Annotated in this window: 15 protein-coding genes, 2 tRNA genes and 3 pseudogenes; 8 read left to right on the top strand and 12 right to left on the bottom strand. The window is 61.3% G+C overall.

Annotated elements, in window-relative coordinates:
• Positions 1-95: 95 nt before the first annotated feature.
• A pseudogene (locus FY036_RS01815) lies at positions 96-425 on the bottom strand (alpha/beta fold hydrolase); the annotation flags it as partial.
• Positions 426-633: 208 nt separating this feature from the next.
• Positions 634-1,056: a DUF4260 domain-containing protein gene (locus FY036_RS01820; protein ID WP_148913005.1), complete on the bottom strand. Its 423-nt coding sequence runs from the start codon at positions 1,054-1,056 to the stop codon at positions 634-636.
• A 309-nt stretch (positions 1,057-1,365) separates the two neighbouring features.
• Between FY036_RS01820 and FY036_RS01825 the strand changes: the two are divergent.
• The 7 genes and pseudogenes from FY036_RS01825 to FY036_RS01850 form a co-directional block, all read left to right on the top strand.
• Positions 1,366-1,550: pseudogene (locus FY036_RS01825) on the top strand (chromate resistance protein ChrB domain-containing protein); the annotation flags it as partial.
• Positions 1,551-1,977: 427 nt separating this feature from the next.
• On the top strand, positions 1,978-2,268 hold the full coding sequence (locus FY036_RS01830; RefSeq protein WP_148913006.1) for a hypothetical protein: 291 nt from the start codon (positions 1,978-1,980) through the stop codon (positions 2,266-2,268).
• A gap of 44 nt (positions 2,269-2,312) precedes the next feature.
• Positions 2,313-3,083, top strand: coding sequence for an SOS response-associated peptidase (locus tag FY036_RS01835; protein ID WP_148913007.1), 771 nt, complete (start codon positions 2,313-2,315; stop codon positions 3,081-3,083).
• 94 nt (positions 3,084-3,177) lie between these two features.
• Positions 3,178-3,351, top strand: a complete 174-nt coding sequence (locus tag FY036_RS23700) for a hypothetical protein (protein WP_161601076.1) — start codon at positions 3,178-3,180, stop codon at positions 3,349-3,351.
• A gap of 60 nt (positions 3,352-3,411) precedes the next feature.
• Complete coding sequence (locus FY036_RS01840) at positions 3,412-3,621, top strand: hypothetical protein (protein WP_148913008.1); 210 nt, start codon at positions 3,412-3,414, stop codon at positions 3,619-3,621.
• A 182-nt stretch (positions 3,622-3,803) separates the two neighbouring features.
• Positions 3,804-3,880 (top strand) — tRNA-Cys (locus FY036_RS01845).
• A gap of 2 nt (positions 3,881-3,882) precedes the next feature.
• A tRNA-Lys gene (locus tag FY036_RS01850) sits at positions 3,883-3,958 on the top strand.
• 626 nt (positions 3,959-4,584) lie between these two features.
• Here FY036_RS01850 and FY036_RS01855 read toward each other — a convergent pair.
• Entirely contained in the window at positions 4,585-5,295 is a 711-nt protein-coding gene (locus FY036_RS01855; protein WP_148913009.1) for a methyltransferase, read from the bottom strand.
• An 81-nt stretch (positions 5,296-5,376) separates the two neighbouring features.
• Positions 5,377-5,583 (bottom strand): annotated as a pseudogene (locus FY036_RS24285) (methyltransferase family protein); the annotation flags it as partial.
• Positions 5,584-6,243: 660 nt separating this feature from the next.
• On the opposite strand from FY036_RS24285, the gene FY036_RS01865 reads away from it, so the two are divergent.
• Positions 6,244-6,780 carry an Ntn hydrolase family protein gene (locus FY036_RS01865; protein ID WP_235897453.1) on the top strand — a complete coding sequence of 179 codons (537 nt, stop codon included), beginning with the start codon at positions 6,244-6,246 and terminating at the stop codon, positions 6,778-6,780.
• A gap of 487 nt (positions 6,781-7,267) precedes the next feature.
• Here FY036_RS01865 and FY036_RS01870 read toward each other — a convergent pair whose 3' ends face one another.
• From FY036_RS01870 to FY036_RS01905, 8 genes are all read right to left on the bottom strand, one after another.
• Entirely contained in the window at positions 7,268-7,975 is a 708-nt protein-coding gene (locus tag FY036_RS01870) for an aspartate/glutamate racemase family protein (protein WP_148913011.1), read from the bottom strand.
• Positions 7,972-9,276 (bottom strand): TRAP transporter large permease, encoded by a 1,305-nt coding sequence (locus FY036_RS01875; RefSeq protein WP_148913012.1) that lies wholly within the window; start codon positions 9,274-9,276, stop codon positions 7,972-7,974. The genes FY036_RS01870 and FY036_RS01875 overlap by 4 nt, the downstream gene beginning before the upstream one ends.
• Positions 9,273-9,842 (bottom strand): TRAP transporter small permease, encoded by a 570-nt coding sequence (locus FY036_RS01880; RefSeq protein ID WP_148913013.1) that lies wholly within the window; start codon positions 9,840-9,842, stop codon positions 9,273-9,275. Before FY036_RS01880 ends, FY036_RS01875 begins: the two co-directional genes overlap by 4 nt.
• A 27-nt stretch (positions 9,843-9,869) precedes the next feature.
• Positions 9,870-10,907, bottom strand: a complete 1,038-nt coding sequence (locus FY036_RS01885; protein WP_148913014.1) for a TRAP transporter substrate-binding protein — start codon at positions 10,905-10,907, stop codon at positions 9,870-9,872.
• A gap of 260 nt (positions 10,908-11,167) precedes the next feature.
• Positions 11,168-12,010 (bottom strand): MurR/RpiR family transcriptional regulator, encoded by an 843-nt coding sequence (locus FY036_RS01890; RefSeq protein WP_148913015.1) that lies wholly within the window; start codon positions 12,008-12,010, stop codon positions 11,168-11,170.
• 389 nt (positions 12,011-12,399) lie between these two features.
• Positions 12,400-13,665 carry a type II toxin-antitoxin system HipA family toxin gene (locus FY036_RS01895; protein ID WP_148913016.1) on the bottom strand — a complete coding sequence of 422 codons (1,266 nt, stop codon included), beginning with the start codon at positions 13,663-13,665 and terminating at the stop codon, positions 12,400-12,402.
• Positions 13,649-13,966 (bottom strand): helix-turn-helix transcriptional regulator, encoded by a 318-nt coding sequence (locus FY036_RS01900; RefSeq protein ID WP_235897455.1) that lies wholly within the window; start codon positions 13,964-13,966, stop codon positions 13,649-13,651. The genes FY036_RS01895 and FY036_RS01900 overlap by 17 nt, the downstream gene beginning before the upstream one ends.
• Before the next feature lie 202 nt (positions 13,967-14,168).
• Entirely contained in the window at positions 14,169-15,119 is a 951-nt protein-coding gene (locus FY036_RS01905) for an alpha/beta hydrolase (protein ID WP_235897457.1), read from the bottom strand.
• Positions 15,120-15,252: the final 133 nt, after the last annotated feature.

Consider the following 15,252-nt stretch of genomic DNA (forward strand, 5'->3'; position numbering starts at 1 on the left):
CCCGGTTCCGGATTTCTGTCTCATCTTCGCTCCTTTGAAAGGCTACGATGAACCAGAAATCCTCCGTTCTCAGTTAAGCCGATTTGGTCCCATCAGTGCTGACGCCGGACACGGGTCACTTCGCCACCGCCTGTCGAATGCCCGATATGAACCGCGTCGCGCAGATCGAGCGCCCTGGCGATTTCGGCCACGTCCGCGGCATATGTGTCCATGTCATTGCCGGTATCGGTCTGGTCGGACCGGCCATGGCCCCGCCGATCATGCGCGACGACGCGGTAGCCTTCGGACAGGAAGAACAGCATCTGGTTGTCCCAATCGTCGGCGCTGAGTGGCCAGCCGTGGTGGAAGACGACAGGCTGTGCGTCTTTCGGCCCCCAATCCTTGTAGAAGAGGGTCGTCCCGTCGGATGTCGTGATGGTCGCCATTTGCATGTCTCCTTGGAGGTTCAGCGGATCTTCAAAGTGGCAATGGGCCTGAGCAGTCGCGCTCTCACCTCGTCGGAACGCGCGCTCTCTATTCACGCCAAGGTTCTAGCGTGCCGATGAACGTGCTGCGGCGCAGAGGCTGCGGTAGAGGTGCCAATCTTGCTGGATCGTCCCAGCCAATCGCCGCCAGCGTTTCGTTCAAGCGAATTCAGTGGTCGTCTGGAGCAGGCTTGCCTATCGGCCCGAGGTGAGTATGGCGAAAGCCCGCCGCATATTTCAGCCCGTAGCCCAGGCTCCGGTCGAAGGCGGCATGAGCCACGAATATCAGGCCGATCTGCCAGACGATCTCGAGGTTGGAAAGAACACCGGCGACGGACAGCATGGCCGGCAGGGCGTAGCTGTGAACTGTATTGTAGACGAGCGCGCCCGCCTTACTGCCTGCGGCATAGGCCGCGATACTCAGGTCAGGCACAAAGAACAGCACGGCGAATAGCCAGAGTTCACCGCCTAACAGGACGAAGACCGTCGTGCTTGCACCGAATATAGCCAATGCTTCGCCACGAAGAACATGACGGACCTTGCCGGTCGCATGGCCGCATTCGACGTATCCGATCTCCGCCGTGCTGTTCATTTGCTGACCTGTCCCTGCTGCCAAACCTGCGAGATATGCAACCGCATCTCATTCCTCAAAAATGCGATCCGAAAGCCACTTGCCGGTTTTCGGTAACGTCTATGTGGTCGCTTTCCCACACAGACTACACAGTCTGACCTCTCTGCGCGGCGCAAGAGCTGCTGCGGCCGTCCCGGAATTGATGGCTTGGGCAGCAAGCCGTGATGCGAAATCTTGCCGTACCTGCCGTCGGACGCTTTGAAGTCGTTCCGAGCCAAACCTTAGCGGCTGCTTACGGCGAAGGGCAAAGTGTCCCTCGACGGCGGGAATAGGGTGCGCGTTGCGCCCGAGGTGGCCGGGCTGCTCTTGCGTCGCTTGGCCTGGCGCGGATATTTTCCGACGATCTGGAGCAGCTCGAGGCCGGCATGCTGCTTTACGACGCCATTTACCGCTGGGCACGCGACGTGACCGACGAGACCCACAACTGGCCTACCAGCAGGCTCAAGGAAGATTGATGCACGGCCGCACTTACTCCACCATAGCCGAGACCACCCGCATCGTGCACGCATCGGGCTCCTGAGCTTTTTTGGCGGCTCCGAAGGCCAAATCGCGCTCGCCACCTTGTTCTCGTGGAGGAGCAGCGCGACCGGAGGAACCATCGGTGTCGGCCGGGTCGCAGGGCCGGTGGTCGTGCTGGTGGTAGTTGAGACTGGGTTTCTCGCTACGAAGACCTTGGGTGGCCGATCCGGCGATAACCCCGGAAGCCAATATTGGAACATATGAGCGGTGACCGAATGGCTCGCAATTGTGGACATTCGAATGGAAACCTTGATGATCGGATGGTCGCACGTGTTGGGCGCATTGAGGGTGGCGACGCGCGTGCAGTGAACACCGCCGGAAGCTGGGCGGTAGAGAGTTCTCATCTCCAGTGGAGTATCCAACATGCCGCTTGGATTGAGATGCGAGGGCGCGAACGTCGACCAGATCGCCTATGGCATCGCCGCGGCGATGGAAGTGTTCGAAGCCGCAGGCGTAACACCGGAGGAAGGTGCGGACGGGATTGCGGCTCGCGAATGGTGGGACATCAACGGCTTTCCCGAGGAATGCTCGTACTATGGCGAACAAGAAGAACGGTGGGCGTCGGCATGGGATGAGGCGGAAGCTGCCGCGCTGCAGGCCTGCCTTGGCACCGCGCAGAATGCCAGGGGTGACTTCGCCCTCATGCTTGTCTAGGCGGCTGGCTGGATTTTAGGGAACAGCCATCGCATGATCGCCTGATGTGCAACCTTTATAACATCACCACCACAAGCGAGGCCGTGCGGCAGTTTACGAACGCGCTGCGGGACAATGGCGGCTGGAACCAGCCCTCCCTGGATGTCTACCCCGACTATCGAGCGCCGATAGTGCGGAACACCGAGGATGGTCGCGAGCTGGCGATGGTGCGATGGGGACTGCCATCGTCGGAAAAGGCTCTTTTCGACGCTGCGAAGATGCGGGCCGACAAGCTGCGCGCGAAGGGCAAGGAAATCGACGAGGCGGCATTTGCCGAGCTGCTGAGGATGGAGCCCGACGGCGGCACCACGAACGTGCGCAACACCACCAGCCGCCACTGGACGCGATGGCTAGGGGTCGAGCATCGCTGTGTCGTGCCGGTCACGAGCTTCGCAGAGCCGGACCCGGCCAGCAAGGTGGAAGGCGAGCGCACGCCGAACGCGTGGTTCGCGCGGGACGGAACCCGGCCGCTGATGTTTTTCGCCGGAATCTGGGTGCCACAATGGAAGAGCGTGAGGAAGGTCCGAGAGGGGATGACTGTCAACGATCTGTTCGGCTTCCTGACGACCGAGCCCAACGATGTGGTCAGGCCGATCCACGAAAAGGCCATGCCGGTGATTCTGACGACAGTCGATGAGGTGGCTGTGTGGCTCAACGCTCCATGGGAGGAGGCCAAGGCGCTGCAGTGGCCGTTGCCTAACAACAGGCTGACGATAGTGCCACCGCCGGCGAAGATCGAGCAGGAGACGCCCGCAGCCCAGGGCTCATTACTATAGTTCGATTATATGCGCTGCCGCGGTGAGCGCTCACTGTCGCTTGCGGAAACATCGCGCTTGTGTATGACGCGGGCATGCAATCTGGGGGTACGATATGAACCCGAAGCGAGAACAGCTGATCCGTCACATCCAGGACGCGCGAAAAATCGCGCAGGAACTCGACGACCAGATCACGGACTACGTGCTGGAGTTGTCACTGAGGGAAGCCATGCGCGACGTGTCGCCCCAAGGAGCGGCGAGCGTGGGGATCAAGCATACAGGCTGGTAAGCTGTGGTGGTGGATCCCAACCGCCGACGTACTCGATTTGTCTCGTCAAAGGGGATGACAATGGAAGACACGGGAAAGCTCACGCTCAACACCCTGAACCACGACGCGTCAGGGCAGTTTCTCGACTTCAGCTTTAGGGGGTCCCACGGCTCAGAGCCTGTCTCCCTGAGTGGCCGCGTCCCGCTCGTTATGCCAGCCTCCGGCGAGGCGAGACAAATCGCGAAGGACGCGGTGCGGCAGTTGCTGCAAGAGGCTCTGGAAGCCCTCTGATCAGGACTGATCGCGCGCTAGAGCGATTTCTTCTGGTCAGCTTCGGGCAAGGTTATTCCGCAACAGGTGTGAGCGGGCTTCTGCCCGTACTCGGATCCCCGCCACGCCCGGGCCCAACCTCGCTGGGCGGGGATTCTTTTCCCTAACCCCATGTCAACAGTGAGCGACTAGGTAACGTGCGTGGCCTTGTGGCGGAGTGGTTTACGCGGAGGACTGCAAATCCTCGAAGCTTTTGTTCGAACCCAAGGCAAGGCCTCCAGCGAACGGGTAGCTCAGTGTAGAGCGGACGACTCTTAATCGTCAGGTCGGATGGTTCAAATCCATCCCCCGTTCTCCAATCTCATTGCCCTGTGATGAGCCACTTCCAGAAATTGCAAGTCCCGCTGCCGGATACAACCCGGGAGGAAATAGAGACTGTCGGAGAGGCCTAACCCGAGGGGCACGAAGCAGCCAGCCAGAGCAAGCCGCCCTGGCCGATATAGTGAGACCTCAAGGAACGGAGAGAACGCGGTCGGCTTGAGGCAGGCCGGCAATCGTCGGATTCCAGTCGCTGGCCCGCGGCAGGGGTGCGGAGCGATACCGCACTATCGGAAAAACTTTACGACCGCAGTCATCATTCGCGTGGCGGAAAGTCATGACGCGCACATGGTGAATGGTCCCGATCCGAAGTACAGTGCTGTTGCCCTGAAAAACAGCGTTTATTGTCGAACCTGCTATGGAGGTCAGGGACCAGAAGCTACGCTTCTGGGCCCGAAAACGGACTGATCGTAGTTGGCGAGGAATTGTGGAGGCCGACGTTCAGCAGCCGACCCCATGTCGGTCCTTCACGCTGGGAGGCGGAGCACCCGACCTTCCCATTGCCCCGACTATACAGGCTGGCAATCGGAGTTGTCGGACAGACCCAATAGTGCTCGACGGACATATGGCGCCGTTGACGGCGTGGGATGTGGTGGGCAGCCCCGATCAGGCCGCAATTCCCTCGATGATCGCGCCGCGCCCCTCCAGTGTCACTACGCGCTGCAAGCGCCAGTCCGCTTCCGCCATGAGGGCCGCATAGTCGGATTCTGTACGCTCGCGCCCGCCGGTGACGGCCATCATCAGCACGTCGAGTGCGTGCGCGGGGTGTGGCGCACTGTTTTCCGGGATGATTACCTCGATGAGCAGAAGCTTAGCTCCGGGCCAAGCCGCCCGTCGGGCCGCGGACAGGATTTTCCGCGCCTCCTCGTCCGCCCAGTCATGCACGACCTGCATGAGGAGATAGGTATCGCCCGGCGGAAGGGGATCGGTGAAGAAGTCGCCGGCCACCACCTCAAAGGGCGGCATACCCGCGGCGACACGCTCGGCCACTCTCGGCATTTCGAATAGCGCCCCGCGCCCGCCGCTCTTCTTCAGGATGGCGTCGAGCAGGTGGCCGCTGCCGCCGCCTACATCCACGATCAGTTCACGGTCGGAAAAATCGTAACCTGCTAGCACGGCCGCCACGTCGGCCCGGGCCTTTGCCAGCATGGCCCTATCGAACAGCGCGCCTTCCTCCGGATAATGGTTATGATACTCAAACACGCCCATGCCGAATGCCCCGTGCATGCCGCTCTCGTCGGTCAGCACCGCGTGCTTGAGTTCTCCCACCGCACCCCAGCGACCGGGCGTGCCTAGGAGAGCAACGAAATCGCGCATGCTCTGCGGATGATCACTTCTTAGAAGGCGCGATAGGTCGTTATGACGGAACCGACCGTCTCGTGTCGCTTCGAACACTCCATGTGCGGCAAGCAGGCGAAGGAGCCGCCCAAGCCGTTCCGGCAGGGCTCCCTTGCCAGTCGCAGCAGCGAGTGCCGCAACATCAATGGCCTCGTCGTCGAGATGGTCCGCTACACCCAAATCTGCCACCACTTGCAATGCACGCGGCACTAGATGGGAGATGGCTAGCGTGAAAATCTGAGATTGTGGCGAAGACAGCGCACGCACCAGTCAACTCCCCTCGGTGTCAGGACAGTTCGGCAAGTGACTCCCGGCGCCGCTCTGCCCTCGTTATCTAGAGTCGATGTCGGCATTGCCTGTGAGCGAAGTTTATCGGTTTACTTTCGCCTAATCTACACGCATCTCGGAACAGATTCAGGTCCAAGGTATTTGCCGTGGCAATTCCGTGGAAGTTCGCAACCGCAACGGACAGGCTGACTGATGGGCCGACCGTTTCCGGGAGTGAGCGACGTCCCTGCGGCGCACTCAGGACCCGTGGCCCTCAATAGCGGGTGTCGACATGAATGGCCCCATTCCCATGCTCGCCGCCAAAAGCGGCAAATCTGATTTAACATCCCGGTGCATCGGGCCAGAATGTCGGTGTGACGTCAGCCGGTCGATAAGGAGGTGAAAACCGCCCTTATGTCGTCGGATCCCAAGGGCGGGTGGATAGCGCCATGGGGATCTGACGACGAAATTTGGAACCATCGAAAGTAGGACGGGTTTCACTGCCACATTGTCTGTGAGGGGCATGATTTCGGACGTGCGTGCCGGTTGGCGTCACCGCAGAACAACGGGCGCAGACCGCCCCGTCTGCGCGCGCAACGATCGGACTAAGCAGGCTGCGCCCAATACCGCCCCCGGAATTTTACCTGAGAGGATCAGCATATGACCGTCGTCCTTGCCACCGTGTGCCAAGATGGAGTCGTGCTCGGCTCAGACTCGCAGATCACAGACAAGGGGCGAGGCATGACATACCCCGCCGAGAAGTTGCACCCCTTGGGCGAGTTGGCAGCTTGGGGTGGCAGCGGGGCGCGATCGGTGCTGTGCGACGTCGAACGCTGTTTTAACGAGAACAGCACGGTCATTCTGGAGGCACTTGATATCGGACGTGCGCTACAGGAACAGGTCCTCCCAATCCTGCACCATCACTACGACACGTTTATCCCTGACGTGCCTGGCGACGAAGGCGGTGGGACACCTTCGGCCTATGTCATGGCTGCCGGATGGCGAGATGGTAAGCCGTGGATTATAGAGATCACGCCGTCGGGCATGATAGGCCACTATGCCGATATTGGTTTCCACGCTATTGGTAGCGGCGCGGCTATGGCTCAGCAGGCTGGCTCGCTGCTATCCCACTTCCATTTGACCGAGCGGTCCCTGCGCTTCGGTTGCGGCTGTCCTGCGTGTCTTGAAAGCGCTTGACCGCACCTCTGCCAGCGTAGGTGAACCGTTCAGCCTATGTCGCATTGGCGAGGACGGTGCTCACCACCTCAGCGACAAGGACATTGAGCAGGTGAACAAAGACGTGCGCCGATGGGAGCAGGCCGAGCAGGCCGCAATCGCCAAGATATTCGATTAAGCTCTGCTACCGAAGTCGGCGCCTGCGCGCCGCAGCACAGAGAAGTCCCCTTCTGAGATGAAGACATGTTGCCCCGCAATGTGAGTTCTCCTCGTCCTTGATTGGCCGGGGGAGAAACGCTGTAGAATATTACGGCTCATTGGCCCTCTGCGGACAGTCCACTCAGGGCGCCGAAAGGTGACTAGCTGCCACTAGATCGACCGGTTGGGGTCGATATAACCGGTCATGATGGCGTCCTCACCCAACCAGGATCGCGCGCCGCGAGGCGGGCACACGGGTGTAGCTACAGCGACGCCGGATCTGACACGTGGCTGCCCCAGTCCTCCCGGTCTAGTGCCGACCAACCCGCTGCGCCGCAAGTCCCTCGGCCATCGTCACCGCTGCCTGAATACCGTCGATGACCGGTACCGGAACCTTCGTCCGCAAGTGCGGGGCCTTCCCGGCTAAACCGCCCGAGCCCAGCAGGATCGCTTCAGCGCCATCGGTGCCAATCGCCTCGGCGATCGCTGCCAGTACCAACTTCTCAGCCGCCTCGCCGTCGCCGGCCGCATCCGCCACCCCTATGCCAGCCGCGCGCACGGTGCAGATGTCGGCTGCACCGTATCGTTCGAGCAGATCATAGATGCCTGGCACGGCCGAGTGGACGGTGGTGATGATGGCGAAGCGGGCGGCCAGGGTTCTGGCGGCTGCAATGCCTGCCTCGCAGGTGCCCACCACCGGGACGCCTGCCAACGCGCGGGCCTCGAAGAGGCCGATATCGTCGAAACAGCCGAGCACATAGGCGTCATATCCCTCATGCAGGCTGTCGCGAACCATCGAGATTACCTGCGGGACGGCGAGCGCACGATGTTCGGCGGTTTCGATGGAGAACGGACCGACCGACGGGTTCACCACCGTCACGCCGGTCGTGTCGTGCACGACCCCGTCCGCCGCGGCCTGGATCGCCGCGGTCACGGCCGGGTTGGTGTTGGGGTTGATGACCAGCAATCGCCTGGCAACTGCCCGTCCCGGTGCATTTTTCTGCACGGTCACGTTCATCGGCCGGCCAGCCTGTCCGGCAGCCACATGACAATCTCCGGAAAGATCATCAGCAGGATCGTGAAGGCGACCATCACAAAGACGTAGGGCAGCGAGCCCCAGATCACATCGCTATATGGCCCGCCATCCGTGCGTACACCCTGAACGACGAACAGGTTCATGCCGACCGGCGGGGTGATCAGCGCGATCTCGCACATAAGCACGATGAAGATGCCGAACCAGATCGGATCGATTCCGACCGACACCACGATCGGTATAACGATCGGAACAGTGAGGACGAGCATCGACATGGCATCCATGAACGTGCCGAGCAGGATGTAGAAGACGAGCAGCACAAGCAGCAGGGTGAGCGCGTTGAGACCGAGCGATGCGATCCACTGGGTCATGGCCTGGGCCGCGCCCGTCATGGAGATGGTAACGTTGAGCAGCAGCGCGCAGACCAGCACGATGATGACCATGCCGCTTGTCTTCGCCGCCTGGATCGAGCACTCGATCAGGAAGTCGACCGACATCCGGCCATTCAGAGCGACGAAGACCATGGAGATGACGACGCCGATCGCGGCCGATTCCGTCGGCGTGGCCAGCCCGCCATAGATGGAACCCATCACGACCGCGAAGATGACGAAGGGCGGGATGAGATGGCGGCCAAGGGCAAGCTTCTCGCGAAACGGCATTTCGATGAGGTTGGAGGCTTCCGCACCCGCATGGCGATGGGCCACGAAAATGTAGGCCGAGAAGCAGAAGGCCAGCAGCAGCCCGGGGATCAGGCCCGCGGCGAAGAGCTGCCCGACCGAGGCATTGGCCAGCGAGCCATAGACGAGCAGGTTGATGCTGGGCGGGATCAGGATGCCGAGCGTGCCGCCGGCTGCCAGCGAGCCCAGCGCGGGGCGCATCGGATAGCCGTATTGCCTGAGAGCGGGCAGTGCGATGGTCCCCACGGTCGCTGCCGTTGCCACCGAGGAGCCGGAGGTGGCGGAGAATAGGGTGCTGGTGGCGATGTTGCTGTGCAGCAGCCCGCCAGGCAGACGTGCCAGCCAGGCGGCCATGGCGTCATACATGCGATCGGCGATGCCGCCGCGAAGCAGGAGCTCGCCGAGCAGCATGAAGAGTGGAATGGCCAGGATGGACGGGCTGTTGACGGTCTGCCAGATGACGCCTCCCATCATGTTGACCAGCGGCGCGCCATACATGAGGTAGCCGCCAAGGGCCCCGACGGTGACGATGGCAACGGCGACCGGCATGCTGAGGAACATCAGCACAAGCATGGCCCCGAAGCCGAGGAAGACGATGCCAATGCTCATGACGCAACCCCTTCGCGCTTCTTGATGTCGTCAAGCTCGGCCTGCAGTTCCTCATCGGCCGAAATGGTGCCGAACCGGCGCGAGATCGCAGTCCAGTCGCGCCGGGTCAGAAACCGCAACGCTTGCACGGCAAGGACAAGCGCGGCGATCGGGAAGGTGGCCGAGGCCACAAGCCAGACCACCTGCGGATAGATGAGAGGTGTCGCCCAGGGCGTCTGGGCGATCGTTTGGTAGGCGCGCGTGTCCATCACCGTCTGAACAGTGAAGAAGAAGAAGTAGCCCGACAGCACCGCCAAGGAGAGGATCGCAAGCACGTCAAGTACCGCCTGGGCGGACCTTGGGAGCAGTTTGGCGACCTGGTTTATGCGAATATGCGACTTGTGGACGAGCGCTACCGTGAAGGCGAGAGGGGCGGCCACGGCAATGGCGTAGCCGCTCAGCTCGTCAATGCCGCCCAGCGAGACGGAGAAGATCTTTCGAAGCAATGTCTCCGCGGTGACCGCGAAGGAGAGCAGGATCATCAGGACCCCGAAGATGATGCCGAGCACGCGCGCATAGGCCTGCATGGGTCTTCTCCGTCTGTTGCGGGGAGCCTACAGGCCGAGCTGCGCGCCGACCGCGGCCCGCCAGGCGGATTCGCAATCGGGCGCGACCGCGTTGCACTGGGTGGCCCAAATCGGCAGCGACACCTCGCCCACAGCAGCCGCGACCGTCTTCAGGTCTGCATCCGTGACCGCAGCGGTGGTGAGGCTGTAGGGCTTGCCGCGCTCGCACGGCGTCTCTCCTGCGTTGCAGCGCATGGCGTCCTCGTAGAGCTCTTCGGAGAAGGCCCAGATATCGGTCGTCAGCTCGCCGATCGCGGCGGCCAGCTTCTCCTGCTGCTCGGGTGTAAACTTCGCCCAGCTCACGGAATTTATCGCATAGCCGTTGACGGCAAGCTGCAGCGCGATCGGCAGAACGGTGGTCGTCGCCTCCGGCCAGCCGCCGGAATTGGCGGATGCTGGGCCGGTGATGGCGCAGTCGACCACGCCGCGTGCCAGCGACTGCTGCACTTCGCCGAACGGCATCGAGATGCCGGTGGCTCCCAGCTTGGCGACGAAGTTGGCCGCACTCTGGTCGCCGACGCGAACCTTATGGCCGGACAGGTCGGCAAGGCCCTTGATTTCCGGCTTGCAGAAGATGACTTGCGGCCCGGCCGGCCAGACGCCGAGGAGCTTGCCATTGAACTGGCTTTCGATGCGCCCCGCAACATAGGGCATGAAGGCATCGATGTTTTTCCTGCCGGCCTCGTAGCTGGTGTTCAGGCCGACCAGATCGAGGCCGAGCACGGACGGCTCGTCGCGGCTGACCTGCGGACCGCGGATCGACACGATGTCGAACAGGCCGCCCTTGAGGATGCGAAGGCCGTCCGTGTCGGGAATGCCCGCGACATCCACCGGCAGGTATTCCACCTTGATGTCGAGGCCGGTCTTTTCGGCCAGGCTTTCGAAGAAGGGCTTTTCCTTCTGCTGGGCGATGAGACCCGAGCCGGAAGGCTGTCCCAGCACGCGCAAGGTGATGGTTTCGGCATGGGCCGGTGCGAAGGCGAGCAGGCAGAGGCCCGCTGTGGCAATGAGGATACGGTTTGGCATGTGATCGTCCTTTCCCTCTGGATCGATTTCCGGTTGCAAAGCAGTTCCGGAGCGGCGCCGCTTCTTGCCCTTTGCGGGTCTTACGCGGCAGCCGAACCTAAGATACTGCAAAGCAGATTTCATGCCAAGAGGTGTGAAACTGAGGTTTCATAATTAATTTCAGTAGGTTGACGGATTCTCACGAAAATCGCGGATCCGAAACTCAGGTTTCAGATGCCTAGATAGTAGCCTGGAGTTTTTGACCGCTGCACAAATTGCAGTCAGAGTTCTTCAAGCGCGTCATTGACGGCTTCGATGTTGCGCAGCCTCTTGCGGCCTTTGGTGGCCGCCAACTCGATGCAGCGCGTGGCAATCACATGGCACATCGCCATGACGGAGACATGGCTGAAGAGGGGGCCGGGCGCGAGCGTCTGGCACCTGAGATGCCAAGTGGCGTTGCCGTGGAAACTCGCGCCCTCGTCGGAAATGTAGAGCAGCCTGGCCGACGATTTGCCAATCTGGTCCAAGACCAGTTCCATCCTGGCGATCCGACGTCGTAGCCCGAAGACGATGACGACATCGTCGGGAGCCACGCTGACCAGATGTTCGCCAAGCGTCTGCCCGGCGCTGGGAATGGCGACAATGTTCTCGACAACCTGAGTGAGCTGCCATTGCAGATAGGCGGCAAAGGGATGGCTGGCGCGAAAGCCGATGACCCAGACCTTGCGGGCATCCAGTATGGCCTGGGCGATCGCAGCGACCTGCTGGTCGGTTACCGACAGGAAGGTGGCCTCGACATTGGCGACGGCCTGTGCGGCATGCGCCGCGACGGACTGTTCGCCGCTGGCATCGGCCGCCGTCGTCAGGAAGAGGCGCGACCCGGTCTGCTTCTCCAGCCGGGCATGGCGACGCGCCTCCTCATAGGTCTCGTAGCCGAGCCCCTGGATGAACCGGGTGACGGTGGCCTTCGACACATGCGCCAGGGCCGCAAGCTCCTGGGCCGAATAGCTGGCCAGTTCGCCCGGAAAATCACATACGAACTCGCCCAGGCGCCGCTCCGCTGGCCGCAGGTTAGGGAGTGCGTCGCGCACGCGGGTAAGGAAGGAGCGGTCGCGAACGATCATGGCGCCTCTCTGAAATTGAGATCTCGTGGAATTGTGACGATCGCGACTTCTTTGACAATGGGTGGCGTTGGAAAGATTGGGCACACGCGGAAATGAAGCCTGTGACGGATATCGGTCAAATGCGGCTTTGCTCCAGCTCGCTCCTGAAGTGAACCCTGGTTGAGGCAGGAACCCGAGAAGCGAACCCATGCCCGCCAAAGCCCGCACGCCCCTCCAGACGGTACCGATCGACGCCGGCAACGCCTCGGCCAAGATCATCGATGGTCCGTTCGAGGGTGTGCGTCCCAAACCGCATTCGCACTAGCTTGGTTCGAATGAACGCGATCAGCCGCGTTCCCATCCTTCCGTGTCGGGGCCGTGTATGGACGGCTGTCCGTCTGTGGGGTTAGCTAACGCGATTCTTGTCCGGCGCAGGTCATCAGTATTGGCGTCATCGTTCTCACATGGTCATCGATCCGCTGGAGCACCTTCCCCGGAACCACGGTCCGTTCCGGCAGTCCCCACCAGTGGTCGTTGACGCGCTCGACGGTTTCCATCACCGCCTTCAACACCGCCGGCTCGGGCAGCCGAGCACGGTTGGCGAATGCTTTCCATCTCGGTGCAGCGAGGGCCTTGAAAGATCGCTCGCCGCCGAGGGAGAGGGCCATCGCGTCGGCACGGATATAGGGCACGGTCGATAGGACGTCATAGACTGGCGCGAGGTCCGGCTTGTCGCCATCGCCAGGATAGATAAGCGACCAGTTTTTGAGGTGCATGTCACCATTGCCGGTAATGGCGGTCAGTGCCAGGCGGCGTACGAATTCGAGAGCAGCCCTCGGAGAAATTGCCGCGCTCAGGGCGGCGGCAATGTCGTGATATGCGGCACCTTCGTACTTGCGTGCGGGGTAGACGCCGAAAACCTGCGCAAAATCCTCGATATGGATGCGCTCGCCGCCGCCGCCGCGGTCGAAGCGCTTGATGAGCAAAACCTTGCCGTCCGACAGCGTGTCGAATTCTTCAGGAATTCCGTCGAATTCCGACTTCTCCACGAGTTCGCGCGTAGGCACGTCCATGCCGATTGCGGCAGCCAGCGCCAAATTGGCAAACTCATTTTCCGAAACGCCGGGGAAGGCCGTCGAAGGGAATTTGGCGATGTATTCGCCCTGCTCGTTGCCCATTGGCAAGGTCAAGCCGCCGCCCTTGCCAGTGTTCTTCATCACCGAGAGCTTCATCTGTACGCCCGCAAGGGAGAAGCGGGCTTTTGGTTTGTTTTTTGCGGCATCGTCGACAATCGCCGGGGTGCCGTCGCTCGGCAGGACCCTTACAGCGCCTGGAAGATCCGCACCCAGAGCTGCCAGCAGGTCAAAATCGTTTCCTGGACGCACATTGCCGGCGTGATGTGTTTCCATCGCCTCGCGCAGTTTGTCTTCGGGAAGTAGGTTCGCGAAAAACGCGGGCAACGCACCAGCGACAGGCTTCGGATCCTTTCTCAATCCTCCCGCTGCTGCCCTGAAGGAAAGGCTGAGCACTGGAAACCCGCCGGTCGCGCGGTATGCTGCTTCGAAGTTGAACGCGTTGAAATCGCCCGGGGTCCTGACGATCGTTCCGACCTTCAAATCTCTCAAAAACACGTCAAGGGACGAAATGGTTTTGGGTGCCCTAGGCATTTCGACCATGATCGTCGTCCTCGGCTTGGGAAACAAAGGCGGGGAGATCATCATCGTCATGCGGTCGCAGCAAAGAGTTAACTGCCGGAACCATGGACTGTGGGATCAGCATCATCTCCAAGCCCAAAGCGCGGGCAATGTTCATCAAAGTGGTCGCTCGGGCTGCGGCTGTCCCAGTCTCTATGTCGCGATAGCGGGGACGCGATATGCCGGCCATATCAGCTATCTGTTCCTGCGTCAGCGACGCGGCAAGGCGCGCCTGCTTGAGCAGGCGACCTATTTCCAGTAGTGCAGCCGACTCTGAAGGCATGGAGATACCTATACATTTCATCGCAAAGGCCAAAGATACGTAAAGGTATCGTCATGCCCCCGGCGTGTCAAGGAAATGATCCGTTGAGAGATCATTATCGCGATGAATGAAACGTCTACAGATCACCACAAGCGCCGGTCCCAGCATGGGGCCGGCAGAAGCTGCGGGGCGGCTGACGTCGTACCATCCTCTCTGGTCCCGTCTAATCCCTCCCTTCGGGCACCTTTATGAACTGAGCGATTGCCTCCACTACACCTGGTGCAAGCGGTAGGTTTGGATCGGAATAGGTGGCGACGTTGGCCGCGGGATCATTGGGGGGAACTGCTTTGAGAGCATGGTTGGTGTCGGGCAGTCGGACGAGATCAGCCGAGGGCGCGGCTGCCTCTAAAGCCTCGGCATCCGACATGCTGACCTGAAGGTCCGCGTCGCCTTGAACGATCAGGACCGGCTTGGAGACACGCTCGGCCAGCCGGGCTGGGTCGAGGGAGAACACGCTGATAAGGAAGCCTTGAATGGTGGGCGCGAACAACGGGACCAGCGGCGCGGGCAGATCGGTTTCGTCAACCCGGTTGCCCGCCGCAAGAGCGTCGATAGCCGCGTCGGCTTTCGGCAAAAGCGGGGCGTTGGCCGGGTTGGCATGGAGCTGCTCCCTCAACACATCCCCGAGCGGGCGGCCGGGGGACGCGACGAGGATCAATCCGCAGACGGCATCTTCCTCTTGAGCGGCGGCCAAAGCGACAAGGCCACCTTCGCTGTGCCCTAGGAGCCAAACGCAATCCGCCCCGGTCGTTTCGCGAATGACCTGCACCCAGGCTCGGGTATCGTCCACGTAATCATTGATCGTCACCGCGTTGGCATCCGGAACCGCATCTGCGCTACCGAACATGCCGCGCTTGTCGACACGAACCGTCGAGATCCCCTCTGCCAGCAGTCCCTCGGCAAGTAGCCGATATGATCCGGCGGTGACCCCGAGAGGGCTGTTTCCATCCCTGTCCGTCGGTCCAGAACCCGGGATGATGAGAACAACCGGCGCGGTGGGATCTTCAGCTCTCACCAGCGAGCCTTTCAGGTCGCCGGAAGGACCGGGAGCCCGGATATCCTGCGAGGCCAGGAGTGCGACGGAAATCCCCAGCATGGACGCAAACAGAACCATTGACTTCTCCAACGTTCGGAGGGGATCCTCCACATAACGCACGTTCGGGCGGTACCCGATTTCAAGCAAGCATTGATGGCCATGAGAAGGCGCCGTTCGCGATTGCAGGCCATCGTAGATCAGCCCAAGCTGA

Origin of the sequence: Neoaquamicrobium microcysteis, from assembly GCF_008180155.1 — a bacterium.
In the GTDB taxonomy this organism is placed as follows: domain Bacteria; phylum Pseudomonadota; class Alphaproteobacteria; order Rhizobiales; family Rhizobiaceae; genus Aerobium; species Aerobium microcysteis.